The organism is Microbacterium plantarum (assembly GCF_035231185.1).
GTDB classification, from domain to species: domain Bacteria; phylum Actinomycetota; class Actinomycetes; order Actinomycetales; family Microbacteriaceae; genus Microbacterium; species Microbacterium plantarum.
The window spans coordinates 3,079,512-3,102,981 of sequence record NZ_CP141117.1; the positions used below are offsets into that span (position 1 = coordinate 3,079,512).

Below are 23,470 nucleotides of genomic sequence, written 5' to 3' on the forward strand. Positions count from 1 at the left end.
GCCCACCTCAGCCTCCTCAGCTCGTCTCGTGCTTGATCGAGGCCGTCGCGGATTGCCTCGGGCGATGGGAGCGGGCCTGTGCGGCTCTCCAGATCGCGGCCGCTGAGCTCGCCCAGCAGCCGCGCCTGCACACGGTCCTCGTGCCGGCCTCATCGGCGACGGTCGTGATCGAGACGACCGCTGGGGTGTCGGGCTCGTCGTAGAAGCCGACGCTGATGTGCGTGATCCTCTCGGGGGGACCACCCCAACCGGCCAGTCGCACGGTGCCCGGCCAGGACTCGAGCTCGAACAGCGGCAGCTGCGAGGCCAGCAGCCGGTCGCGCTGTTCACGGCGCCGCTCCTCGAAACCTCGCTGCGGGTCGGTTGCGGACAGGATCGCCACGCGCAGGCTCTCGGCTCGCGTTCGTGGACGCCACCAGATCGAGGTGAACGCGACCAGCCACGCGACGACCAGCAGCACGATGGGCGGAAGCCACCACCACACGCCGACCGTGAGCTGCACTACGACACCGACCACGAGGCCGATGCCAGCGGCCACAAGATACAGCAGCGGCGACGGGATGATCAGCCGGTGGCGGGCCAGTGCACGCCAAGCTCGCCACGGCACGGCCCACGGGCGCGGTGTGGTCACCTCCAGGTAGGCGGCCCCACCACGCATCATGCCGCCGCCGTACTTCAGCCACCGCCATACACGCCCGCGCCGTGACGCCCCAGCGAGCGAGGTGTACGTGTACATAACGCCAGTCTACGAACCGGCTGCCCGGGACCTCACGCTCACAACTGAATAGAAGCAGGGTATGTGTTGACGCTAATGGGGTCGGCCAATGGGGGCGGGGAGCGATGAGTGCAATACTCCCAATTCTGGAATATGCTTGACGTTATGACCGCGTTCCTGTCTCAGCCATCGTTCTGGATCCTGACCGCTCTCGCGTCGGGGCGGCGACATGGCTACGAGATTCTCCGGGAGACCAGTGACGCGTCGGGCGGGCGGGTGTCGTTGAAGGTTGCCTCCTTGTATGCGGCTCTGGATCGGCTCGAAGCGGAGGGCGCCATCACACCCGATGGTGAGGAGATCGTCGCGGGCCGTGCCCGACGGTACTTCGTGATCACGGAGCAGGGCGCGGCGCGGTTGTCGGCGGAGGCCGATCTAATGGAGCGGTCTGCGCGTGCGGCCCGGACCCAGCTTGCCGTGCACGGGTTCGCTTACGCGCCTGCCGGGTTGATCGCGTGATGGGCCGCCGGAGACGGGATCCGTTCGAGCGGTTGTTGCGCTGGTACCCGGCATGGTGGCGGCGGGCGAATGGCGCCGTGTTCGTGGACAGTCTGCGTGATCACGCGGATCATGAGCAGCGCGCGGCTCCGTCACCGGGCGACCGGTTCTCCGCGTTCGTGAACGGTGTCGGCCTTCGCCTGGACGCGCGGGTCGCGTTGTGGGCGTCGTTGCTCGCGATCGCGTTGGGTGCGTTGTCGTGGATCGGGCTTCTGGTGGGCGTGAACGGTGGACCCCAGCCCGGTTGGGGGGTGGGGCTTGCGACAACGAGTGTCGCCCCGATGCTGACGGCGATCGGTTTGATCGCGGTCGCCAGACAGCGACGGTGGCTCATCCCACCGCGTGCCCTCCTCATCCTCCCCATCCTCTTGCTAGCCCTGTTGCTAGCCGGGTTGACGCAGTTGTCGTGGGCGTGGGGGTTTCGGCTCGCGGACGCCAACCAGCCGCTGACCGGTCTTGCCGGATGGTGGGGTCTGCTGTTCGTGTCGGCGTGGGTCGTCGGCGCGGCAGGGATCGGATTGGGCGTCGACGGGCTCCTCTACCGAACTCGCTGGCGATGGTTCGCCCAACTTCCTCTGGCCGCATTCACCGGCGCCGTGGCAGCGCCCGCGCTGGGTCTGACCCTCACCACTCCCACGGTGTCGACGGTCATCGCCGCCGTCCTGGCCGTCGCGGCGCTCCGCGCGCTCAGTGGCCGACGCGCCCGAACACTCCCGGTACGCAACGCCGCGAAGAGATCCCGGCCTGCTGACACCCGCAGCACGGTCCTCTGGCTGAGCGCAGTCAGCGGCGTTTTCGGGGCGGTAGGGGTCGCGTACGCACTTACCGGCGCCGGCTGGTCGGCGGGTGCCGTCGATACGACGATCGCGATGAGCCAGGGCATCACGATCCTCCTCGCCGCAGCAATCCCCCTCCTGACGGCCGTCGCGCTGATCGTCCCGACCCGCTACGGGCGAGCAGCAGTCTGGGGACCCCTCGGCCTGGTCACCCTCGCCCTGATCGCGGTCGCGGTCGCCTACGTCTCCGCGCCTGCCGGGTCACAGATGACACTCTGGTTGGGGGTATCGGCTGCGCTGGGCGGCGGAGCTGTCACCTGGTGGAGCATCCCGCGGCTGCGCGGCACCCCTGCCATCCGGGTCGCCGTCAGCGCAGCACTCGGCCTCGCCTATGCGGCACTGTTCGGCATGACCGTCGTCCCCATACTCGCTTTCACCGTCCCCCTCGCCGCGATCACCCTCGCCCTCGTGGTTGGGCGACGAAAACGACCAGACACCCAACTGCGTCGCGTAGAGGCCGCCATGCCCACCGCTTTCCGCACAACGCAAGGATAGAAACGATGCAGTTCGCTGGAGTTCTCCCCGAGGACGCACCCGATCCCCGCTTCGAACGGGAACAGCATCTCAAGGCCATGCCGATCCCTATCTACGAATTCGCAGCGCAGCGCGCTGTTGGCGACACCGACATCGGCGTGAGCTCCGGCACCGATGGGCGCGGCATGAACATGATGACCGCGAGCGTCTCGGCCACACTGTGGCGAAACCCGGACGATAAATCAGACCCGATCAACCTCGCCGACCTCGACGAGCAGACACGTCGATCAATCGAGCAGGTCCCGCCGTGGCCGCGCCCTGCCTGGCTGATCGAGTCAGTAGAGCGCATGCGGTACCCCTCCCTGTGGGAGGCGGTGCAGACCACCTGGCATCGGGACGCGTCCGAGCGCACAACGCTCGCCTACCTTCTCGTTCATCACGCGAACCACATCCTGATGAACCACTTTCGAGAACAGCTCGGACTCAGCCTGCACGATTGGGAGTCGCCCGCGCTGACTACGGAGCGCGCGGTCCGGCATGGAGCGGGGGTTGTCGTCGACGGCACCACGGTGACAGGTGCGGAGATCGACACGGATCCTTTCGTATACGCCATCGGCGCAGAGCTCCCGGGCGGCGGAACACTGACGGTCGTGATCTCGCGCGAGCATCTTCAGTACCTGGACCTCAGGTTCGCGCAACGCCGCGGCCTCTAGCGCAACACAGCCGACTCCCTCTAGGCCGTGTTGATCAAGAGGGTTCACTCTCCGCTGGGCGAGTCTTGAACGGTGACGCGGCAGGAGATCTCGGACGAGGTGTGGGCCGTGCTGGAGCCGTTGATGCCGACGGTGACCGGGAGGTCGAGGCCGTGGACGGATCATCGCCCCGCGGTCGAGGGTATGACGTGGAAGTACCGCACCGGGGCGCCGTGGCGGGACGTGCCGGAGCGGTTCGGTAAGTGGAACTCGATCTACAAGCGGTTCAACCGGTGGGCCGAGGACGGCACCTGGGAGAAGCTGCTGGCCGAGGTGCAGAAGCAGGCCGACGCCGCCGGGAAGATCGACTGGGTCGTCTCGATCGACTCCACGATTGCACGTGTGCATCAGCACGGCGCGACACTGAAGCGTGACACAGGGGGCTCTGCCGAATCACAAGAATCCGTGGTTCGAGCCGTCTGATCACGGGATTGGACGTTCCCGGGGCGGACTGACGACCAAGCTGCACCTGGTCTGCGACGGCCGCGGAAGGCCGCTAGGCATGGTCATCACCGGTGGGAATGTCAACGACACCACGATGATGCCCGCCGTGCTTGAGGACATCCGCGTGCCCCGCGATGGGGAGGGCCGGCCGCGCACCCGCCCCGACCGGGTGCTCGCCGACAAAGGCTACCCGTCGAAGGCAAACCGTGCATGGCTGCGCGCGAGAGGGATCGCGGCCACGATCCCCGAGCGGGACGATCAGATCGCGCACCGCCGCAAGAGGCCAGGCCGACCGATCGACTTCGGCGATCAGCAGCAGGAACGCTACAAGGGCCGCAACGTCGTCGAACGCTGCTTCAACAAGCTCAAGCAGTGGCGCGGCATCGCGATGCGTTCGGACAAGCTCGCTCGCAACTATCGTGCCGCGATCAGCCTCGCTGCGACGCTGATCTGGATCAAGACGGACCTGTCCCGTCCGGCCTGGCCATAGGCCGGCCGGCGCCGCGCCGATGCGGCAGGATGACGGGATGAGTTCCTACGTTCGCCCTCTGATCGAAGCGCCGGTGTTCCGCGACGCTGACGGCGCGGTGATCAACTACGGGAGCCGGTGGCACGAGTCACCTCCGGAAGACACCTACTCGGTCGACACGCATCCCGAGCGGTTCGCACCGCTGCACGTTGTCGCTGACGCCCTTATCGCCCACCTCCGAGAGACGTATGACGTCGAGGTCGATGAGGGCGTTGAGGTGACAGCGGATCTGCTGCGTCCCGCGTTTCATGATGTGGTGCGCGCGGTGCGGATACGTCCTAATGATCCGAAGTGCGCGTCCTTGACGTTGGTCTTCACCGCTTATCCGGGGATCTACATGCACGCGGGACTATTGCACGACTTCCACTACCCAGTCTGCGGTTGCGACGCTTGCGACTCGAACTGGGAGGCCGAAGCCGATGAACTCGAGCAGCAAGTATTCGCGACCGTCAGCGGCAACTACCGAGAGACGATCGAAAGCGGACTTCGCCCCTGGGTCGATTACGCCTTCACCTATCCCGACGGCGCGAGCTCCGGGAAATCCCGCTCCCAAGATCTTCCTGCCCAGCGCCTCAAAGACGCCAAGCCCGTCCTCCGCGACCTTCCCGACGGATGGAATCACTGGCCGCGCCCGGCCCCGCCTCTCGATCAACACGGCCTAGCTCGACGGTAGGCCGAGCCTGTCGAAGAACGCCCTGTTCTGCTCCGTGGCCGCGTTGACGAGGCCGTCGAAACTGATGACCTCGACATACGCCTTGTACGGCTCGACGTAGCCGAAGTACCCGAGCCCGTCATGCGTCTTGATCAAGTTCGACAGCTTGCACATGCGCTCCATCGTTGGCGTCAGGTCGGCGATGACGTAGCAGAAGGCCGGCGGCTCCTGCGCGCTCGACGGAATCAGCCGCCCGGTTGCCGTCGTTACTTTGCCCTCGCGAACCCGCGCGACGTAGTCAAGGCACTGCGCGATGGGGTTCTTGTCCTCCGTCGTCGCGTCGTTGCGCATGGGGCGCTTGAGCTCGACGACGATCGACTGCAGCGGCAACTTCTGCCCCGCGGTCGCGAGCACGGGCGAGTCCGCCTCGAGCACGCGTGTCGCCAGTATGTCCGGTCGGTTCGTCGAGGCGTCGTCCGTGACGGGCATGCTCTTGAGAGTCTTGTCGGACGCGAGGTAGTGTGGAAGACGAGCCGCTCGTCCAGATTCCACAGGTTCGACGCATCGACCCAGACATCGTTCGAGTCCTTGCGCATGGGGAAAAGCAGCTCGTGGACGCGGTCTTCGCGAGCATACTTGCCATCTCCGTCCGACTCGATGAGTTTTGCGAGGATGTCGAGGGTCGTGCGGCGCCGAGCAACGTGCCTTCGGGCGACCTTATCTCGGAGCGCGACAGCGCTTCATCGAACCATGAAGGAGTAGTCGGAATGTCCACTGCCAAGGTCGCTCTCGTCTCGGGCGCAGGTCAGGGAATCGGTCGCGGAATCGCGCTCCAGCTCGCGAAGGACGGCTTCGACGTCGCCGTCGCAGACCTCACGTTCCAGGAGGAGAAGGCGCGCGGCGTCGTCGCGGAGATCGAGGCGCTGGGCCGCCGTGCGATCTTCGTGGCTGCCGACGTGTCGAAGAAGGAAGACGTCGTCGCCGCTGTGGACGCAGCCGCCACGCAGCTCGGTGGGTTCGACGTCATCGTGAACAACGCGGGCATCGCGCAGGTCAAGCCGATCCTCGACGTGACGGCGGAAGAGCTCGACAAGATCTTCTCCATCAACGTGAACAGCGTGGTCTTCGGCATCCAGGCCGCTGCCGACAAGTTCATCGAGCTCGGTGTGAAGGGCAAGATCATCTCCGCCGCCTCGATCGCGTCGATCAAGGGCTTCCCGATCCTCGGCGCGTACTCGGCGTCGAAGTTCGCCGTGCGCGGCCTCACGCAGGTCGCGGCGCAGGAGCTCGCCCCGAAGGGCATCACCGTCAACGCGTACGCTCCCGGCATCGTCGGCACGGGCATGTGGGACCTCATCGACGAGAAGCTGTCGGAGATCAACGGCAAGCCGCGGGGCCAGAACCTCAAGGAGAACGTCGAGAGCATCGCCCTCGGCCGCATCGAGACGCCCGAAGACGTCGCGAACGTCGTGTCGTTCCTCGCAAGCGAGAAAGCCGACTACGTGACCGGCCAGGTGCTGCTCGTGGACGGCGGAATGCTCTACAACTGATGCATCCGAAGGGGGCGCGGGGAGGACATGTCCTTCCCGCGCCCCCTTTTTTGCGAAGTCTTCGCGAGGACGCCGCGCCCGGCCGGTTCCTCATCAGGCCGCCGGCAGGTGCCGGCGCCAGCTGAGCGCGACGATCCCGACGCTGACCGCCGCCAGGACCGCGCCGGCGAGGAACATCGTCGTGTACGGGATCCACGCGCCGAGCGCGGCGAGGATCGCCGGGATGAAGAACCCGAGATACGTCAGTGAGTAGTACACCGCGGTGAGTCCGGCAAGATCGCGCGGACCGGCGATCCGCTGAATCTCGCGCAGTCCCCCGACGAGCAGCATGCCGTAGGCCGCGCCGAGTGCCGCGGCGGCCACGAACGCCCAGGCTAGCGAGTTGAGGCTCACCGCGACGGCGGCCAGGATCATGGCGGGAACGGTGACCGTCAGCGCGATCCCGATGCCGCGGGCCGACAGCGGGGTGTCGACCTTCGCGGCGAACCGCTGCACCGCGACACCGCAGCCGAGCGCGACGACGCACAGCAGACCCGACACACCGATCTGCAGTCCCGGCGCCTGCGACATCATGAGGCCCGGCAGGATCGCGTACGCGCTTGCGGCGGTGCCGAAGACCCACGGCGCCATCGGGACGACGACGAGGAGGAACCGGCGGTGCATCGCGGTGGGGATGCGCAGGTCGGCGAGGAGCGGCCCAGAGGTGTCTGGGCGCGGCCGGCTCTCCGGCGCCGCCCACAGCAGCACGAGCGCGACGAGGGTGAGAGCGATGTGCAGGAGGTAGGGCGACGCGGTGGGGATCGGGCCGAACTGCCCGAGCGCCGCAGCGAATCCGGCGCCCAGCGCGAACCCGGACGTCAGTGCGAGTGCAGCGCGTGAGGCGCCACGGCCGTCGACGGCGCGGGTCGTGAACGGAGGCTCGGAGAGCTCTTTCACCCAGCTCGTGCCGACTGCCATCACGAGCCCCAGCGCGATACCCGACAGCACCCGCCCGGCGAACAGGAGCGGCATCGAGGAAGCCCCGACGGCGAGGAGCGTGCTGCCCGCAATCGCGATGATCGGGGCGGGGACGAACAGCGGTCGGCGGCCGTACCGGTCGGACAGCGGGCCGCCGAGAAGGAGCGCGGGCACGATGCCCAGGACATATGCCCCGAGCAGTACATTCACGCTGAAGGCGCTCATCTGGTCGATCTGGCGGTACATCACGAGCAGCGGTGTGAACTCGTTTCCACCCCACGCGACAGCGAACAGGGCAGCGCTCACGCGCATCCAGGGGACGATCGCGATCCGCTCTCCGGCGGCGGCTCCCTCGGAGGACATCTCACTCATGACAGCAGCTCCCGGTGGGTCTTCTTGATGTGACGGCCGAGTGCCACCTCGAACGCCGCGGTCTCGCCATCGCCGATGAGGCGGACGAGCAATCCGTGATCGTCGAGCACCTGCTCGGCTCGGTCGTCGCGTCGCCAGAGCGACCACGCGAGCATCCGCCTCTGCCGATCGCGCAGCGTCGCGAAGAACTCTGCGAGCAGGGCGTTCCCGCCGGCCGCGACGATCCGGGCGTGGAAGGCCGTGTCTGCCTCGGCGAGCCGCGCGAGGTCGGATGCCTCGTACGCGCGGCGTTGCTCGTCGAGGATGTCGGAGAGCTCGTCGACGACGTCCTGCACCCGTTCGGAGTCACGGACGAGCCGCCGCACGGCATCGGTCTCGATGAGGATGCGCGCCTCGACGACGTCGTCGAGCTCTCCCGGCGTCACATCGCGGATCAGCGCACCGCGCTTGGGGTACAGCCGCATCCACCCCTCGACCTGCAAGCGCAGGAACGCCTCGCGGACGGGGGTGCGGCTCATCCCGAGTTCGTCGGCGATCGTTCCCTCGCTGACCATCGTCCCGCCGGCGAGATCGCCGTCGAGGATCCGCTCCTTGACCTTCGCGTACGCGGCATCCGCGGCGGATGCCTCCGTCTCCTGATGCTCCATGACCCCGTCCCCGTGCTGATGAACAAGATAGATACTAGTTGCATCTCAGCCCGGTGCAAAGTGGCTCTTCGGACATTCGGTGGGGGTCATGGAGTGAGGCCGCCGGCGGCGAGGAGCATGCGGAGGCGGTAGTTGTGCCGGTTGCGATAGCCGCGGGCGAGGCGCCGGTGCAGCTCGATGATTCCGTTGATCGCCTCGGTGCCGCCGTTGTTCGCGCGCCCGGTCGCGAAATACGCGAGGAACGCTGACCGCCACCGGCGCAGGGTGCGACCGAGGCGGGCGATCTCCGGGATCGGGCAGGTGTGGAATGTCTCGGCGACTCGCTCCGCGATTCGGCGGCCCTCGGCGAGATCCTTCGCGTGGTAGGCGGATCGCAGTTGCTGCGCGGCATGACGCCATCCTCTCAACTCGAAAAGATGCGGCACCAAACCTGGGACGGTTCAAGCGGCGCTAGGCGAGTCTGATTGCTGCGTCGATCTATGGGGTGAGGGCAGTGGCCGACATCGCGGTCCGAACTATCGCGGTCCGAACTATCGCGGTCCGAACCTACCGGAGTCCGAAAGTACCGCGGTCCGAAACTATCTGATGCGCATCTTCTACAATGAGGATGCGCGTATGCACATGCATACGCACACGCGCACTCCTTGGACGCCGTAGCGAGCTTCCGGGCAGACGGTCGCAGACGTTGTCCCCCTGGCTCGTTTCCCCGCCCATCAAAAAATGAACGACCGCGGACTAGCTCGGATCAAGGCGACATCCCCTCAGCATCATGACGCGCTTGTGATGCACCTGAATATAGGAAGCTTAGAGATGACGCAACCGGGACAGACCACCACGACTTCGCACGAAGCGATCGATGCGTTCAAGAGAATCGTCGGCGACGAACATGTACTGACCTCTGAGCGTGCCACGATGCCATTCAGCAAAGGCTATCGATTCGGCGGAGGACCAGTCTTCGCCGTGGTGCGCCCCGGCACGCTGGTCGAGATGTGGCGGGCGCTGCAGGTATCCGTCGACAACAACCTCATCGTCATCCCGCAGGCATCGAACACGGGCCTGACTGGTGGATCCGGCCCCGGCTTCCAAGACTACGATCGCCCCATTGTGATCATCTCGACTCACCGCATCGATGAGGTGCACCTCATCAACGACGCGCGCGAGGCGATCTCGCTCGCGGGCACCCCGCTGACACACCTGACCGACGCGCTCGCCAAGCACCAGCGCGAGCCGCACTCGGTGATCGGGTCGACATCAATCGGCGCCTCGGTCATCGGCGGCATCGCGAACAACTCGGGCGGCAGCCAGATTCGCAAGGGTCCGGCATTCACGCGCGAAGCGATCTTCGCCCGCGTCAACGACGACGGCAAGGTCGAGCTGGTCAATCACCTGGGCATCTCGCTCGGAGACGACCCTGAGGTCGCACTCGACCGTCTACAGCGCGGCGAGTGGTCTCCCGAGGATGTCACCCCAGCTCCCGAAGACTCGAACGAGACCGAGTACGCCGAGCACTTGCGCAAGATCGTGCCTTCGCCTGCTCGCTACAATGCGAACCCCGAGTACCTGTTCGAGGCATCCGGCTCGGCCGGCAAGCTGATGGTGTTCGCGGTGCGCACCCGCACCTTCCCTCGCGAAGTGCACCCGACCGTGTTTTACATCGGCACGAACAACACGCACGAGCTCGAAGAGATCCGTCGGTTGTTCCTCGAAGCCGACATGCCGCTGCCTATCTCTGGTGAGTACATGGGCCGCAGTGCCTTCGACTTGGCCGAGAAGTACGGCAAAGACACCTTCGTCTTCCTGAAGTTCATGAGTCCAGCGCTGCAGACGCGCATGTTCTCGTTCAAGACGTGGGCCAACGGCTTGTTCTCGAAGATTCCCGGCATTGGTCCGACCTTCGCCGACACGGTATCGCAAGCCATGTTCAGCGTGCTGCCCAATCAGCTGCCCAAGCGCATGATGGAGTACCGCAACCGTTTCGAGCATCACCTGCTGCTCACCGTCAGCGAGTCGCAGAAGGCCGCGAGCGAGAAGATGCTCAAGGAGTTCTTCGCAGAGCCCGAGCACACTGGTGAGTTCTTCATCTGCACGTCTGATGAAGAAAAGAGCGCGTCGCTCAACCGGTTCGGCGCGGCCAGTGCCGCCACTCGCTACGCCGCGTTGAAGCGCCGGCACATCGCAGGGCTCATCCCCATCGATGTGGCCCTGCGTCGCGACGATTGGAACTGGCTCGAGGTGCTGCCGGAGGAGATCGACGACCAGCTTGAGGTCAAGGCGTATTACGGGCACTTCTTCTGCCATGTGATGCACCAGGACTATGTCGCCAAGCAGGGCGTGGATCCCGAGGCGCTGCACGACCGCATCCAGCACCTGCTGGAGGAGCGCGGCGCGAAGCTGCCCGCCGAGCACAACTACGGTCGCATCTACAAGCTGCCGGAGTCCATGGAAGAGCACTTCAAGGAGCTCGATCCGACGAATACGTTCAACGCCGGTATCGGCGGCACGTCGCCGCACAAGGACTGGGCCTAAGTCCCCAAGGTAGCGCGACGCCGTGAGAGCCTGAGCGATGTCTTATCCATCTCGGGTGGACCTAGGCCGTGTTGATCAAGAGGTTTCGCTCCCGGCTGGGTGAGTCTTAAGCGGTCTGCGACGGTCGCGGCCGGCCGCTGGGGATGATGATCACCGGCGGGAACATCAACGACACCACGATGATGACCGCAGTACTCGAGGACATCCGCGTCCCCCGCGACGGGAAGGGCAGGCCACGGACCCGCCCGGACCGGGTGCTCGCCGACAAGGGGTACCCGTCGAAGGCGAACCGTGCTTGGCTCCGCGGCCGCGGTATCGCGGCGACCATCCCGGAGCGTGATGACCAGGTCGCGCACCGCCGCAAGAAGCCGGGCCGGCCGATCGACTTCGGCGAACAGCAGAAGGAACGCTACAAGGGCCGCAACGTCGTCGAGCGCTGCTTCAACCGGCTCAAGCAGTGGCGCGGCATCGCGATGCGCTCCGACAAGCTCCTCCGCAGCTACCGAGCCGCCGTCAGCCTCGCCGCGACGCTCATCTGGATCAAATCAGACTTGATCAACACGGCCTAGCAACCGAGCCAAGCTATCCGAGATGGCCCGCTCTGAAGCGAGAGCGTGCGCTGCAACACTCAGCCGCGCTGTACCACCTCTATCTGACGTACATGGAGAGTCTCGGACCCACCACAGTTGTCACGTACGACGACGACGGTTACGCGACCGTGCGCGCACGGATTACACATCACCCACCGGCATATGAGTGGTCTCTCGTATTCGGCGACATCATCCACAACTACCGTGCGTCTCTCGACGCTCTAACGTGGGCAGTCGCGCACCTTGACGACCGAGACCCCCCGAACCCCGTCCAGATTCAGTTCCCGATCGCGACGTCAGCTTCCGATTGGAGGAAGCTCAACAAGCAGCAGTGGTTCGGACAGCTTCCGGAGTTCATTCGAAACCGGCTTCACGACCTACAGCCCTACCGCCTCCCAGACCCAGCCAACGCGGTGGCTGCTGTCCTCCATAAGCTGGACATCGAGGACAAGCATCACGAGTCACTCGAGATCAGTGTCTTCGCACGCAGCGCGCAAGAAATGCCCATCGCGTTCACATCAGACGAACCTGATGTGATTTTCGAAGTGGAGAGCACTGCGGAGTATCCTCACCGCCCAGGGCCGATCAGCGACGGCGATGTCGTCTTCCGAATCAAACTTGACGGTCGCGCCCGACTCATGGAAGCCCCCATGCTCCCTCTGCAGCTCACAACGAGTCTGAACGGAAAAACGCGCGACGTGTGGCATCTCCTCAGAACGGTTGATGCGCAGGTTGCACTCACTCTTGCGAGTGTCGAGAGTGGTCAGGCCTCCCCCCGTTTCCAGATGATTCGGCAAGAGATGGAAGAGTAGTCCGCCGCCCTTGGGGAACAGAGCGGAGGGGCATCACGAGGGCGTGACAGATGCATCAGGGCGAAGCGGTTACAGGAACGAGTGTTTTGACAGAGCTCGTCGTACACTCGACGCCCCGACTCCGAGCACGCGGCCAATGCTCTCCCAGCTGTGGAGTTCGGCGCGCAGCTGCCGAGCTGTGGCGATGCGCTCCGGGGTCATGACGCTCGGGCGGCCACCAACCCTCCCCTGCGCACGCGCGTACTCGAGGCCGCGTTGCGTGTTCTCGCGAATCGTGTCCACACGCAACTGCGCGAACACCGCGACGATCCCGAACAGGGCGCGACCCATGGGCGACGTCGTGTCGATCATCGGCTCTGTGAGGCTGACGATGTTCACCTGGCGCGCGTCGAGGTCCTGCAGCGTCTCGATGAGGATGCGCTCACTGCCGGCGAGACGATCGAGCCGGCGCACTTTTAACGTGTCCCCCGGCCGCAAGTAGTCGAGGCACGCAACCCACTGCGGGCGATCGGTGACGCGGCTCGATTCGCCGTGGTCGACGAAGACACGCTCGCAGCCGGCGGCGCGGAGTTCGGCGGCCTGAGCGTCTGGGTTCTGCTCCCGCTTCGAGACTCGGGCGTAGCCGACTTCATGTGCCATGCCGAAAACGGTACTGCCGAGGTTCCGGCGCGATTCGGTTTCGGCAGGGGGTTTCGGCGGATCGATCCTCGGCGTGTCGCGCGCCTGCTCGTCGACGTCGACGAGCCCGCCGGAAACGATCAGTTTCGGTTGGTTGAGGAAACCTCCAAAGACGATCAGCAAAGGCAATCGCCTCGCCACCGCGCTAGGCGGCGGCGTTGTAGAAGCCCAGTCGCGTCCGTTGTAAGCGGCGCTCCATCAGCGCATGGCGAGCCTCGCTGAGCGCAGCAAGCGTCTGAGCGCCGAGGTCTGGGAGCATTCGCGCTAGCGTCGTGTCCGTCGCTTCAATGAGCGCCTCCGGATCCGTCGACGTGCGCGTGAGCTCGTCGAGACGCGCGAGCTCTGCGCCGGCGCCACGGATGACGGGAACTCGGAGCGCGCTGACTTCGCTGGGCACCAGCTCGAGGACGCCGCCGCCGAAGCTGCGACCCTCGACCTCTGCTGAAAGCATCGTCAGAGAGTTGTGGAACATCGCCGTGAAGTCGTCGGCGGACACCGGCGCCCCGGTGAGGATCTGTCCCTTGTAGATGGTGTCTGTCGTGACCACGCGCGCATGGTTGGCAATCACTCGGGGGTAACGGTTCGAGCGCTTGGACAACAAAAGCTCTCCGGCTGGAACCACGGGTACGCGATACCAGGGCTCGCGGACACGGCATTTGAACCGCTTGTCGATGGCCTGGTCGGTGCCGAGAGCAAGGTAGCGGCGCGCCCCGGCATGTTCCTCCGGTGAGGGTTTGCCAGCTGCGAAGCTCAGCAACCAGGCTGCCTGACCGGCATCCGAGAGCGCGCGCTGCTCGGGTTCTTCGAAGAGCAGCCCCTTGGCGTGTCGGGATCGTGGCAGGAGCGGGATCGCCCACGGCCAGAGGTCGAAGGCGTCGATCTCGGACGCATCCACACAGAAGTAGCCGTTTGCACCGGTCACAGTCGAGACACTGAACCTCGCGACCTGGCGGAGCGGCTGGATAGCGCTTATCGACAGCGTGGCGCTGATCGCGTCGTTCTGCTCCGGGCTCAGCAAGTAGTTTGTCCAGGTGCCGGACCCAGGCGCGACTGTGTGGGACCACGATTTTGTCCTGCCGTTGTGGTCGTGAAAGTCGATCACCGCTGCCTCGCCAGCCGAGCGCTTCGATGCCCGGCCGCTCAGGATCAGCACTTCCTGCAGCACTGCCGGAAAAGTGCCGGGCTTGAAGAGGTCGATCGTGAGCTCGGTGGTGTTCCCCAGGAGCCAGTTGCGCACGGCGTTCGCCGAGATACCCGTAAGGAACTCGGTTGGCAAGATCACCGAGAACGCGCCGCCCTCCCGCAGCTTGGCGATCGCGAGGAGGAAGACAGGGATCCAGAGGTTCGAAACGGAGCTGCCCGCGGTGCCCAGCTCGGCGCTGATCGAGCGGGCGCGTTGCTTGTCCTCGTCCGAAATGAACTGAAACCGTACGTAAGGTGGGTTAGCTAGTACGAGGTCAAAATCCGCACCGTGCTCCTCGGCCCAGCGGAGCACGTTCGCGTGGATGGAGCGGCCCGGTAAGTCGAGCGCGCCGAGTGTATGCGACACCTTCTGCGCCTCGCCCGCCAGCAGTTCGACGGCCTCGACATGCGACAGGGAGTCGGCGAGCCCTGCGCGCTCGAGACCGCGCAGGAAGGCGCCGTCGCCGGCGCACGGCTCGAGTACACGCAATTCAGTTCGACTGCCCAGCAGCGCTCGCGAACGCATGAGGCAGAGGTCGACGAGGATGTCCGGAGAGTAGAAGCCACCACGGAGCTTGTCGTCGCTGACTTCATCTCTCGTACGCATCGAACTCTCCGCTTCAGTATCTGAAGCAGAATTCTATCTATGAAAGCTTCAGGTGTCGACTCGCTGGTATGGGAGTCTGAACCGCATGAGAATCCGCTTTGTCGGCCAACCGTTCGCCGAGCACCGGAACCTCCTCGACTTCATCGAGCACGCGACGACCGGGCAGTTCGACGAGCTGCGGATCGCCGTCGCCTGGGCGAAAAAGTCGGGGCTCGGCCGCATCTGGGATTCGCTCGCCACGTTTCGCGCGCAAGGCGGAAGGGTTGTGATCATCCTCGGGGTGAGCGAGGGCGGTGCGACACGGGAGGGCCTCGAGATCGCACTCGAGGCCGCCGACGAGGCGTTCGTCTTCCACGACCCAGGTCGAACCTTTCACCCGAAGGTCTATCTCGCTACCTCCTCTGGGGTGTGCTCGCTCATGGTCGGATCGAGCAACCTCACCGCCGGGGGCCTCGGCTGGAACCACGAGGCGTCTCTGTGGGTCGATTGGGGTGCCGGTGAACATAACGACGTCATCGACGCGGTTTCCGCATGGTTCGAGGCGCTCATTAGCGAGTCGGGCTCGTGCGCCCCGCTCACCTCTGCCCTCATCGACGACATCGAAAAGAGCAAGGACATCGTGCTCGGTTCGGAACGGCGCGCACGGCGCGTGCAGAAGACAAAGTCCGACGCTCCGGAGGACACCGACAGCGCAGTGGCGGCCACTGTAAGTGGTTTGTTCTCAACCGTTAAAGCCCAGCTTCGCAAGCTGCCGAAGCTGAACGCAAAGTTCACCGTCACGAAGGCGAGGCCGTCGATAGGCGGACTCTTGCCGACAGGAGCGACGGGTAACGCAGGGGCGGCTCGGCCGCGGAACGTGCAGGAGCCCGTCGCCGGCTCCGATGCCCCATTGCTCGATGTCGATATCCAACGACGCTGGTCGAAGGAGCTCGACCACACCGCCGCGCAGCAGCCGAAGGGTGCGAAGACGAACCCGACCGGCAACCTCCGGCTGAGCCGCGAAGCAGCTCCGATCAACCACAAGACATACTTCCGGGAACAGTTCTTTGAGGGGCTGCCCTGGACCCCCACCGAAGGCCACAATACCGAGCAGGAGGCGGTCGCAGAGTTCAACGTGTGGATCGACGGGCATGACCTTGGCGCCGTCGACCTGCGACTCAGCCACGACCCCGAACGCGTGTCCGGGCAAGGCAACGTCCCCACCGTCATTCACTGGGGGCGGGACCTCGGGGAAGTGCTCAAGCGAACGAATTACATCGGTCAGTACGTGACGCTCGAGAAGACGATGGCCGGTCGGTTCAACCTCGTGATCGCCCGAAACCCGCGAGGCGACTACCTCATCTGAGCATTTCCATCACCGTGTTCGACCCCGATTTGGACCCGGATGGCTCATACGCCCGACTTCTTGTGGACGTCATCACGAACGCGTTCGCGGCCGCGGCCAGGTGACGCCGGAAGCCGGTACAGCACACAGCTCCGGTGATGCCGGCACGCGCCTCGGGCGAGCATCCCACCCACGAACGTCCGCCCAAACCAAGTTCCGGCAAGCGTTTCCGAACAGCCCTTACAGGCTCACGATCGCGTGGGAGCCGATAACGATCGTTAGTGGCTCAGCTTCGCTCGAGCCACGCGTCAGCGCTCATACGCTTGCGCCCGCTCCACGACGCTCGCGCGCTCACCATCCAGCTAGAGCGATGGGAGGGGAGGAAGAACCTCCCCTCCCATCAGGATTAGGCGGCGATCTCCCACTCGGCCCGGTAGGCGGCCGATGCCGTCCGCAAGAAGGCGATCCGTTCGGGCGTAAGGGCCTGCGTCGGGTCGACGAGGATGAGCTTGCCCGCCTTGACCATCGCGATGGCGGGGATCGCGGAGGGATTCATCTGACGAGCAGCCAGGGCGACCGTCGTTTCCATCACCGCGATCTCTGCCTCGAGAAGGGCATCGCTCGGGAAGTGCATGTACGTGATGAGGTGACGTCCGTCGACGAGGGCGAGTTCGACGTGCATGCGGATGCTGACTAGCTCGTACCCGTCTGCGTCCTTCACGACGGTGCTTCGCTGGTGTCGGACTGCCTCGCGAGCCGGGTGGCGATCCAGGATCGCCTTCATGCCGCGCGCGGCCTGGTCATAGCTTGCACGCATCCGAACGGAGGCATTGTGCACGGCGTCGTCGAGCGCGCTTCCCCGAGAGCCGCGGGCGACATAGGCGAGCACGGCGGTGATGAATTTCTCGTACACGTGGGCGAAGATCCGCCCGTCCGCGGGTGCCTCCACCTGCTGGCGGTCATAGGCCACACGGGTAGCGCGACCGGCAGACTTCGCGCGGACGAAGACTCGGAGATGGTTGAACGACGGAATGTGATCTGCAGAAGGCATAGAGCCCCCTTCTCGCCCAGAACTCGGACGATGCGCAGAGACGGATCACCGGCGGAGGGTGAGGGACGAAGGGGCTGACGCTCTTTGTCAGCCCCTTCTGCTGTTATCCCTTGCCGAGGGTCGAGCCGGCCTGCGACTTGGCCGACTTGCTCGACGAGTTGGACGCGAGCGTCTTTCCTGCCTTGCTCAGCGTGGCCTTCGAGGGCTTGGACGACCGCGACGATGCCTTCGCCATGGTGGTTCCTCTCTGACTTGGGTGGAGCAGGTCACCCGGTCAAGACCACCCGGTCTCGAACGCGTAGAGGCTACTGAGCCTCTAGAGTTGAGAGGTCCGCTCAAAGACACCTCAGCCCCGATCTGCTGTGCACGAGAAGTCCTTCTCGGCCTAAGCCGATCGGGGCTTCTTCGTACATAGCTCATTCTAAGGTGCACCCCCGACACCGCCCCATGGGCACAGTGGGCCCATGGGGATAAATTGCGCCAGCCTTGAGGTTTCGTGGTCACTTGTGATCGTCGGGGCGCCAGGAGGCCCATCCTTGCCCCTCTAGCGCCAGGTTTTCCGGGTTGGACGCCCCGAGTTATTCACATGGCTGAGTCTCCATGCTGGATCCGCCTTGACACCGCGCCGAAGAGTTGAACACCGCTGCCCGTCCTGGCGCGACCCAATCCTTATCGAGTGCTGCGCGCGGCTGAGCCCCACGGAAACTCCCTACCGGAACCGCTTGTCCCGAGATCCGGTTTCGAAACGGCCCTGGGTTTCGGTGGGCTTGCGCCGAGCCGCGACCCGGCGTCCCGAAAACGATCGTTTGCGGTGCAAGAGCGCCCTACGCGAGTGGTCGCAGGGTGTCAGGGCTGACGGGAATGTGCGTTGAGTAGTACAGCTCCGTCGCAGAACTGTTTCCCCAGTCATCCTTCTGGAGGCGGATCATGGTCGGTGAGACTTCCGCGATGCGCACCTTCAGCCACGAACCATCATCGAGACGGAGCTCGTACGAATCGGCGAGGTAAGAGAGCCCTAGTGCGTCGAGCGATTCTTCTGCGGTCAACCAGTCCACAGCCTGCGTGCGGGTTCGGCCGAGTAAGTCCACAACGACGAAGCCGTCCCCAACGGGCTTCATCCATCCCAGTAGTTCACCGTCGCCCGAACGCCGGTGTTCAATCCAATCCGCTTCCATCCGCTCAGCCTAAAAACCCGAGTCCACGCAGCCAACTCTGAGCTCGACCGGACCACGAACGATCGTTTCCGGCGCGCGCATCGACGGTGGATGCAGGGCGAGCGCTGTCCCAGGCGGAACGCGCCAGCGCTCACGCGGCGGACGTTGTCCGCGGTGCCACGGCGGATAGGCTCGCGGGGTGGGACGGTTGATGTATGGCGGCGTCGAGCCGTTTGAGGTCGAGGAGCGGTCGCTTGCACACTTGCGGCTCGTCATCATGAACAAGCTGCGGCGCAACGAGTCCTTCTTGCTGCACCTCCCGCACGGGGGCGGGGTCCGGTCGCTCTGGATCGACGCGAGCATGCCCCTAACGCTCTCGTTCGCTGGAAGTCGACCTGCCACGATCAATCGTGACTGGATCGAAGCACTTATGGAGTCCGCGAACAGTTCCTACGGTCTCCAAATCGTGCGCGAGCCAGACAACACCGTCGTCCGGGACCCGTTGCAGGCCTGACCCGACAGTCGATCGTTCTTTGGGCGACGTCGCAAGCATTCGAGCGGCGGTTTGCCTCGCCGCCATAGGCATCATCACGCCGGCCGCGTGTAAAGATGCTCCGTTGCCTGCATTCGCGGGCGACCGATCGAGACTTGAGGAACCCCAGATGCCCTTCCACAGCAAGGAAACACTCGAACACTGGGTGGCGGAGTTCACCGACGCGCGCAACGCGGGCGAGGCGATCAAGGTCGCAGTGCAAGACGGCTCTGACGGCGCCGACACCGGCCTGGTCGTCGTTCCGCTAGAGAACGCCCCCTACTCCGTCTGGATCGAACCCCGAGAAGCCGGCGACGATCTCAGCTGGCACGTCATCATCGAAGGAACCGACGGCACCCTCGAACTGACGAGCTTCGATCTGAACGCTCTCACCCATGAGCTTCAAGTCGCCGCCGAGTTGTGCGCATTCTTGCAAGAGAAGTCCCTCGGCAACTTCGAAACCGCCGACGAGCCGGACTCAGACTCGGACTCGCAATCAGAACCGGAGTCGTCCGCCGCCGAGTAATGGCCAGATAGGCCCGGACCACGCGGCTCGTATGCTTCATCCGCCGGCGCGTGGGGCTCCCCTTCCCTTCGGAGGCTCCACGGTCCCTTCAGGCCCTGAACGATCGTTTCGACTCCTGCGGGCTGAGGTCTCAACGGTCGATCGGGTGCTTTCGTCTTAGCGACCAGACCGAGGCGGGAGGAGGTCGACACAGTCACCCCGCAACGGCGTGAGGATGGCTTCTGCGGCGCGCTCCAGCTGTTCGAGCTGCTGGCCCTCCAGGAGGTCGAACACGCGGGAGCGGATCTGCGCGGCATATCCGGGCTCCACCTCATTCACGAGACGCGCTCCGGCCTGCGTCAGTCGCGCCAGCGTCCTTCGCGCGTCTTCCGGGTCCGCGCTCCGAGTCAGAAGACCTTGCTTCTCCAGCCTGCCGACGATCCGCGACAGGTGCGATGGCGTGACGTTGGCCGTGGCGGCAAGACGGCTCATGTGGACTTCGCGGTCCTCGCTCAACGACAGGCAACGCAGCCGGTACGGGGTCACGATGAGCGCTGCGAATAGCACGGTCATGGCGATGGTTGTCGGCAGTGGGAATCGGCGCCTACACGATCACCGCGAAATGGCACCGGTTCAGCGACACCCTCGGCGCCGGCGCCGTCGCGTTTCTCTGCGCAAGCCTGGCGGCATGGTGGCTCACACGCCGCGGCTCCGTCGCCCGCTACGGCAGCCCACCTCGCAGAGCCCCGGTCGTCATCGCCGTCCTGCTCGCCGGAGCCGGCGCAGGTGCGACCGTTCTCGGCGCGTTCCTCTGGATCGTTCCCGCTACCCGAGGCGTCGACTACACCGTCGCAGACCCCGCAACCGATTACACCGCATACCTCGGCGCCCACAGCCTCGCCGCCGGCTGCTCTGCTCTGGCCGCCCTCGCATTCTGGGGGCTATGGCGAAAGCTCGAAACACCGCCCGCCCGCACGCAGCGACCACAGGAACACTCCGCACCATCAGCAGCCTGACCGCCGCTCATTGCGGGACGCCAGCTCGTGGTGCGCACTGGCAGATCAGGCGGGTAGCTTACCTGGAGGACGTCCTTCCATTCGTCCTGGCACCCACAGTCGTCCGTCGACTGTGATGCCAGCTGGGTACGCGGAACGCATGCCGCGTACCCAGCCCCTCTGCCGCACCCGGCTACCGAACCGGGTTTCGATACGGCCATATGTTTCGGCAGGCCTCCGCGGCGCGGGGATTGACCGTCCCACAAACGATCGTTATTGGTCGATCGGGTCCGCCGACATTGACGCTGCCGGTCCCGGGTGGTCGTCAGCTCGATCGACGCGCAGAAGGGTTAAGGCGATCAGGATTATGACGATCAGCGTCGAAGCCAAGACGATGATGACCCTGACCTGCGCAGGGTAGCGGAGTCGCGGCCGTCGCGAGGAGCGGCTCATTGCGATGGGGCGATGATGGTGGTGGTCTCCGGGGTGATCTCGACGATGCCGCGCTCGTCGGCGACTATGAAGCGGCCATCGTCGGTGATGGTGAACGCTTGGGCGGCACCGCTGAGAGTGGCCCGGCGCTCCCAGGCCCCATCTGCTGCTTGCACCCACAGAGCATCGTCTGTTCCAATTCCCGCGATGGTGCCGTCAGGCTGAGGGGCAAGGCTATAGAGCAGTGGCGCTCCTTCGACGGCGGCAAACGTTGCGCCGCGATCGCTACTGCGAAGGAGGCCTTGTTCTGCTGCGGCGTAGATGCCTTCTTCCGTAGCTGCGAGGTCGACGGCGGATAGCGCGGCGCCGCTGAACCAGTTCCGGCCGTCGTCGGTGCTGACGAGCAGATCCGCATTGCTTGAGGCGAGTCCGTAGAGCGTCCCGTCCGGCCCGGCGGTAAGCACATGGAAGTCGGCGCTTCCGGTGAGCGAGACCGGTGACCAAGTTTCGCCGAAGTCGTCGCTGCGGATGATTCCCAAGTTTGGTGCTCCGAGTTCCGACGGGGTCTGCGTTCCCGGATGGCCGGAGGCAAAGAAGGTCTCGCCTCGGAGCGTGAATCCCATCGCGTCCAGGTCCTCCCCCGCGATCGGGCCCGACATTTCTCCGTCGGGGGCGAGGGTCAGGATGCCGCCGTGGGTGGCCACGAACAGGTCCTCTCCTCGCGGGTCGGCGACTATGCCGTGAATGTGTTGAATCACTGGCAACGATGCGTCGCTGCGGGAAGGTCGCTCAGCTGCGCACCCGGTGATCGCGATCGCGGTGAGGGTGGTGACGGTCAGGGGCAGAAAACGGTTCATGATCTTCCGGGTCGCGGGAGGGCGGACACCCCGATGAAGGGCTGCCGCCGGGGTATAGGTGAGCGGGAACGTGGTGTCTGCGCTAGATGATGGTTTGGCCAGGGCGATGCCGTCACTGTTCCGACCGTTGCCGACCTTTCCTTGGCCATGTAGATGGCGGTCATGACGTCTCCTGTTGGAGGGGGGGAGCGGCGAGGTGACGGGACGGTCGATTGCGGCATCGACCGTCCCGTCAGCGACCGCCATGGCGGGTTGTGCTTGCAGGGCGATTTGCGAACCTGGGCCGACTTAGAGAGCGGCGAGAAGGTCGGTGCATGCCTGCTCGCAGCGGCGGCAGGATTCGGCGCACTCGCGGCAGTGCTCGTGCATGTCTGCGTGCTGTTCGCACTCGGCGGCACAGGACGCGCAGGCGGTGCGGCAGGCTTCGAGCAGGGCGCGAACCGTCGCAACATCCGGCGCGGTTTGGCGGGAGAGCACTGCACCTGTGGTGGCGCAGATGTCTGCGCAGTCCAAGTTCTTCCGAATGCATGTAACGAGCTCCGCGACCATGCCTTCTCCGAGGCATGCGTCTGCGCAGGCGGTACATGCCTGCGCGCATTCGACGCACGCCTCGATACAGCGCAGAAGGGTCTCCTGTGCTTCGGCAAAGCCGACCTTCGGGTGGGTGGCGAGCATCTGATCTGCAACAGTCATGGGTGCTTTCCTTTCTTCAGGGACCTTCCCCGGCGTGTGGTCACGCTAGAGCGAGGTCAAGGGTCGATGTAGGGGATTGAGGTCTCGGTAAATGGGGGCTAGGTGAAGGGCAGCAGGCTGAGTCCTGCTGTCGTCGGTGATGAAGACGTGGCGCCACCGTCGCGGCTAGGGAGGAAGCTGTCACCGTCAGGTGCGGGCACGATCGCGTGAGCGTACGGCATCGCTGTGTCAGCGTGATCGCCGCCGACCGAAGGTGGTTCGACCGCGGTGCAGCCGGTGAGGGGCATGCCGGTGGGCGCGACAAAGCTCGCCGTCGCGCGCAGGTAGGTACGCATCCCGCACCACTTTCGATTCCACCGGTGAGGACGCCTTCCGGGGCGTCCTCACCGGTGGGGTGCGTTTAGAGCTGCGCGAGCAGTTCCTGCATCTGGGCGATCTCAGCGGTCTGGGTGTCGACGATGGTCTGCGCCATCTCGACCGCGTCAGGGTTCTGGCCGTTGTCGACTTCGTCTTGGGCCATCTCGATCGCGCCTTCGTGGTGCATCGTCATCTGCTCGAGGAACAGCCGGGACGCCTCGGCGCCGGTGGCGGCTTCTAGCGCGGCCATGTCGTCCTCGCTCATCATGCCGCCGCCGTGGTCCATGCCCTCCATGCTGTCCATATCGGGCATGTCGGCGCCCCACTCGTCCAGCCAGGACTGCAGCTGGTCGATCTCGGGCTGCTGGGCGGCCTTGATGTCGGAGGCCAGGGTGAGCACGCCCGGGTCGATGCCTTCCTTGTTCAGGATCATGTCGGCCATCTCGACGGCCTGCTGATGGTGCGGGATCATCATCTGCGCGAACATCACATCCGCGTCGTTGAAGTCCGCCGTCACCGTGGACGATGAGGACGGGGACGAGCTGCTGCCGTGGTCCATGCCGGGCATGGATTGCGAGCCGGAGCCGTCGGCGCAGCCAGCAAGGGCGAGGGCGGCGGCGAGGGTGAGCGCAGCGGCCGCTGCGGTACGAATTTTCATCAGAGTTCTCCAAATACAGGGGTACGTGAACGAG

Annotated in this window: 25 protein-coding genes and 2 pseudogenes; 13 read left to right on the forward strand and 14 right to left on the reverse strand. The window is 65.1% G+C overall.

All coding sequences use genetic code 11. The features are described 5' to 3' along the window. Positions 1 to 16 precede the first annotated feature (16 nt). Positions 17 to 736, reverse strand: coding sequence for a hypothetical protein (locus VC184_RS14890; RefSeq protein ID WP_323986761.1), 720 nt, complete (start codon positions 734 to 736; stop codon positions 17 to 19). 144 nt (positions 737 to 880) lie between these two features. Here VC184_RS14890 and VC184_RS14895 point away from each other — a divergent pair, with 144 nt between their 5' ends. From VC184_RS14895 to VC184_RS14915, 5 genes are all read left to right on the forward strand, one after another. Beyond that, positions 881 to 1,231: a PadR family transcriptional regulator gene (locus tag VC184_RS14895; protein WP_234058075.1), complete on the forward strand. Its 351-nt coding sequence runs from the start codon at positions 881 to 883 to the stop codon at positions 1,229 to 1,231. Positions 1,232 to 1,308: 77 nt separating this feature from the next. After that, a complete protein-coding gene (locus tag VC184_RS14900; RefSeq protein WP_323986762.1) occupies positions 1,309 to 2,601 on the forward strand; it encodes a hypothetical protein in 1,293 nt (430 codons plus the stop codon). A 5-nt stretch (positions 2,602 to 2,606) separates the two neighbouring features. After that, positions 2,607 to 3,293: a hypothetical protein gene (locus VC184_RS14905; RefSeq protein WP_234058073.1), complete on the forward strand. Its 687-nt coding sequence runs from the start codon at positions 2,607 to 2,609 to the stop codon at positions 3,291 to 3,293. Between the two features lie 123 nt (positions 3,294 to 3,416). Beyond that, positions 3,417 to 4,266 (forward strand): IS5 family transposase gene (locus VC184_RS14910; RefSeq protein ID WP_404568988.1). Its coding sequence is split into 2 segments (ribosomal slippage): positions 3,417 to 3,722 and positions 3,724 to 4,266, totalling 849 coding nucleotides; the frame shifts between segments, so codons are not numbered across the junction. 37 nt (positions 4,267 to 4,303) lie between these two features. After that, complete coding sequence (locus VC184_RS14915; protein ID WP_282502649.1) at positions 4,304 to 4,978, forward strand: DUF6226 family protein; 675 nt, start codon at positions 4,304 to 4,306, stop codon at positions 4,976 to 4,978. On the opposite strand, the gene VC184_RS14920 is transcribed toward VC184_RS14915, so the two are convergent. Beyond that, positions 4,964 to 5,392 carry a hypothetical protein gene (locus VC184_RS14920; RefSeq protein ID WP_323986764.1) on the reverse strand — a complete coding sequence of 143 codons (429 nt, stop codon included), beginning with the start codon at positions 5,390 to 5,392 and terminating at the stop codon, positions 4,964 to 4,966. The genes VC184_RS14915 and VC184_RS14920 overlap by 15 nt on opposite strands. Positions 5,393 to 5,724: 332 nt before the next feature. Between VC184_RS14920 and VC184_RS14925 the strand changes: the two genes are divergently transcribed. Continuing rightward, on the forward strand, positions 5,725 to 6,507 hold the full coding sequence (locus VC184_RS14925) for an acetoin reductase (protein WP_155049184.1): 783 nt from the start codon (positions 5,725 to 5,727) through the stop codon (positions 6,505 to 6,507). A gap of 93 nt (positions 6,508 to 6,600) precedes the next feature. Here the strand turns inward: VC184_RS14925 and VC184_RS14930 are convergent, their stop codons facing one another. The 3 genes and pseudogenes from VC184_RS14930 to VC184_RS14940 all read right to left on the reverse strand — a co-directional run. Further along, positions 6,601 to 7,836: an MFS transporter gene (locus tag VC184_RS14930; protein WP_282502648.1), complete on the reverse strand. Its 1,236-nt coding sequence runs from the start codon at positions 7,834 to 7,836 to the stop codon at positions 6,601 to 6,603. Further along, on the reverse strand, positions 7,833 to 8,483 hold the full coding sequence (locus VC184_RS14935) for a GntR family transcriptional regulator (RefSeq protein WP_114306374.1): 651 nt from the start codon (positions 8,481 to 8,483) through the stop codon (positions 7,833 to 7,835). Before VC184_RS14935 ends, VC184_RS14930 begins: the two co-directional genes overlap by 4 nt. Before the next feature lie 86 nt (positions 8,484 to 8,569). Further along, positions 8,570 to 8,869, reverse strand: a pseudogene (locus VC184_RS14940) (ISL3 family transposase); the annotation flags it as partial. Positions 8,870 to 9,293: 424 nt separating this feature from the next. Here VC184_RS14940 and dld point away from each other — a divergent pair. From dld to VC184_RS14955, 3 genes and pseudogenes are all read left to right on the forward strand, one after another. Continuing rightward, entirely contained in the window at positions 9,294 to 11,009 is a 1,716-nt protein-coding gene (gene dld / locus VC184_RS14945) for a D-lactate dehydrogenase (RefSeq protein WP_013161533.1), read from the forward strand. Between the two features lie 122 nt (positions 11,010 to 11,131). Then, a pseudogene (locus VC184_RS14950) lies at positions 11,132 to 11,578 on the forward strand (IS5 family transposase); the annotation flags it as partial. A 92-nt stretch (positions 11,579 to 11,670) separates the two neighbouring features. Continuing rightward, a complete protein-coding gene (locus VC184_RS14955) occupies positions 11,671 to 12,411 on the forward strand; it encodes a hypothetical protein (RefSeq protein ID WP_114587679.1) in 741 nt (246 codons plus the stop codon). Between the two features lie 69 nt (positions 12,412 to 12,480). Here the strand turns inward: VC184_RS14955 and VC184_RS14960 are convergent, their stop codons facing one another. Next, positions 12,481 to 13,212: a recombinase family protein gene (locus VC184_RS14960; protein WP_323986765.1), complete on the reverse strand. Its 732-nt coding sequence runs from the start codon at positions 13,210 to 13,212 to the stop codon at positions 12,481 to 12,483. Positions 13,213 to 13,234: 22 nt separating this feature from the next. Then, entirely contained in the window at positions 13,235 to 14,878 is a 1,644-nt protein-coding gene (locus VC184_RS14965) for an Eco57I restriction-modification methylase domain-containing protein (RefSeq protein WP_323986766.1), read from the reverse strand. 85 nt (positions 14,879 to 14,963) lie between these two features. Here VC184_RS14965 and VC184_RS14970 point away from each other — a divergent pair, with 85 nt between their 5' ends. Next, positions 14,964 to 16,223, forward strand: a complete 1,260-nt coding sequence (locus tag VC184_RS14970) for a phospholipase D family protein (RefSeq protein WP_323986767.1) — start codon at positions 14,964 to 14,966, stop codon at positions 16,221 to 16,223. Between the two features lie 385 nt (positions 16,224 to 16,608). On the opposite strand, the gene VC184_RS14975 is transcribed toward VC184_RS14970, so the two are convergent. From VC184_RS14975 to VC184_RS14985, 3 genes are all read right to left on the reverse strand, one after another. Next, complete coding sequence (locus VC184_RS14975) at positions 16,609 to 17,253, reverse strand: hypothetical protein (RefSeq protein WP_323986768.1); 645 nt, start codon at positions 17,251 to 17,253, stop codon at positions 16,609 to 16,611. A 103-nt stretch (positions 17,254 to 17,356) separates the two neighbouring features. Then, the gene (locus tag VC184_RS14980) at positions 17,357 to 17,488 is read right to left on the reverse strand and encodes a hypothetical protein (RefSeq protein WP_323986769.1); all 132 of its coding nucleotides are present in this window, start codon (positions 17,486 to 17,488) and stop codon (positions 17,357 to 17,359) included. Positions 17,489 to 18,077: 589 nt separating this feature from the next. After that, positions 18,078 to 18,428, reverse strand: coding sequence for a hypothetical protein (locus VC184_RS14985; protein WP_323986770.1), 351 nt, complete (start codon positions 18,426 to 18,428; stop codon positions 18,078 to 18,080). A 178-nt stretch (positions 18,429 to 18,606) separates the two neighbouring features. Here VC184_RS14985 and VC184_RS14990 point away from each other — a divergent pair, with 178 nt between their 5' ends. Next, the gene (locus tag VC184_RS14990) at positions 18,607 to 18,921 is read left to right on the forward strand and encodes a DUF7882 family protein (protein WP_323986771.1); all 315 of its coding nucleotides are present in this window, start codon (positions 18,607 to 18,609) and stop codon (positions 18,919 to 18,921) included. 148 nt (positions 18,922 to 19,069) lie between these two features. Beyond that, the gene (locus VC184_RS14995) at positions 19,070 to 19,465 is read left to right on the forward strand and encodes a hypothetical protein (protein ID WP_323986772.1); all 396 of its coding nucleotides are present in this window, start codon (positions 19,070 to 19,072) and stop codon (positions 19,463 to 19,465) included. 156 nt (positions 19,466 to 19,621) lie between these two features. Here VC184_RS14995 and VC184_RS15000 read toward each other — a convergent pair whose 3' ends face one another. Further along, positions 19,622 to 20,017 carry a MarR family winged helix-turn-helix transcriptional regulator gene (locus VC184_RS15000; RefSeq protein ID WP_323986773.1) on the reverse strand — a complete coding sequence of 132 codons (396 nt, stop codon included), beginning with the start codon at positions 20,015 to 20,017 and terminating at the stop codon, positions 19,622 to 19,624. Between the two features lie 17 nt (positions 20,018 to 20,034). Between VC184_RS15000 and VC184_RS15005 the strand changes: the two genes are divergently transcribed. Further along, positions 20,035 to 20,460, forward strand: coding sequence for a hypothetical protein (locus tag VC184_RS15005; protein WP_323986774.1), 426 nt, complete (start codon positions 20,035 to 20,037; stop codon positions 20,458 to 20,460). A gap of 428 nt (positions 20,461 to 20,888) precedes the next feature. Here the strand turns inward: VC184_RS15005 and VC184_RS15010 are convergent, their stop codons facing one another. From VC184_RS15010 to VC184_RS15020, 3 genes are all read right to left on the reverse strand, one after another. Further along, positions 20,889 to 21,974 (reverse strand): F510_1955 family glycosylhydrolase, encoded by a 1,086-nt coding sequence (locus tag VC184_RS15010; RefSeq protein ID WP_323986775.1) that lies wholly within the window; start codon positions 21,972 to 21,974, stop codon positions 20,889 to 20,891. A gap of 42 nt (positions 21,975 to 22,016) precedes the next feature. Continuing rightward, positions 22,017 to 22,421, reverse strand: coding sequence for a four-helix bundle copper-binding protein (locus VC184_RS15015; RefSeq protein ID WP_323986776.1), 405 nt, complete (start codon positions 22,419 to 22,421; stop codon positions 22,017 to 22,019). Between the two features lie 400 nt (positions 22,422 to 22,821). Then, positions 22,822 to 23,436, reverse strand: a complete 615-nt coding sequence (locus tag VC184_RS15020) for a DUF305 domain-containing protein (protein WP_114587684.1) — start codon at positions 23,434 to 23,436, stop codon at positions 22,822 to 22,824. Positions 23,437 to 23,470: the final 34 nt, after the last annotated feature.